Here is a 457-nt window from a genome sequence, read left to right on the forward strand (position 1 = left end):
GCGCAGGAAGGTGGCGTTGCCGATGGCGTGTACCCGCACGGGCTGATCTTCGTCGTCGGGGGTGTGGATGTCGAGGTGGACGTGGGAGGTTTCCCAGGCCGTCTTCGCCACCGCCATCAGCAGACCGATCAGGACGCCTTCGAACATGTTGACCGTGACGATGGCGAGGGCGGTGACGATCAGGACGACGGCCTCGCCGCGGTGTTCGCGCCACAGGGGACGCAGATCGGGCGAACACCAGCAGCCAGGCGCCGTGCAGCACCCGCGAGGCCTTGGTCTTCGCACCCGCATGGACGTTGGCGGCACTGCGCACGATGACCGCGGTCATCGGCAGCGCGCCGAGGATGCCGCACACCGCGTTGCCTGCGCCCTGGGCGATGAGTTCCTTGTCGTAGTCGGTCTTGGGCCCGTTGTGGAGGCGGTCGACGGCGGCGGCGCTGAAGAGGGATTCGGCGGA

1 pseudogene is annotated in these 457 nt (G+C 68.3%); it reads right to left on the reverse strand.

Annotated elements, in window-relative coordinates:
* A pseudogene (locus ADL29_RS10270) lies at positions 1-457 on the reverse strand (SulP family inorganic anion transporter); the annotation flags it as partial.

Origin of the sequence: Streptomyces chattanoogensis, assembly GCF_001294335.1 — a bacterium.
Lineage (GTDB): Bacteria > Actinomycetota > Actinomycetes > Streptomycetales > Streptomycetaceae > Streptomyces > Streptomyces chattanoogensis.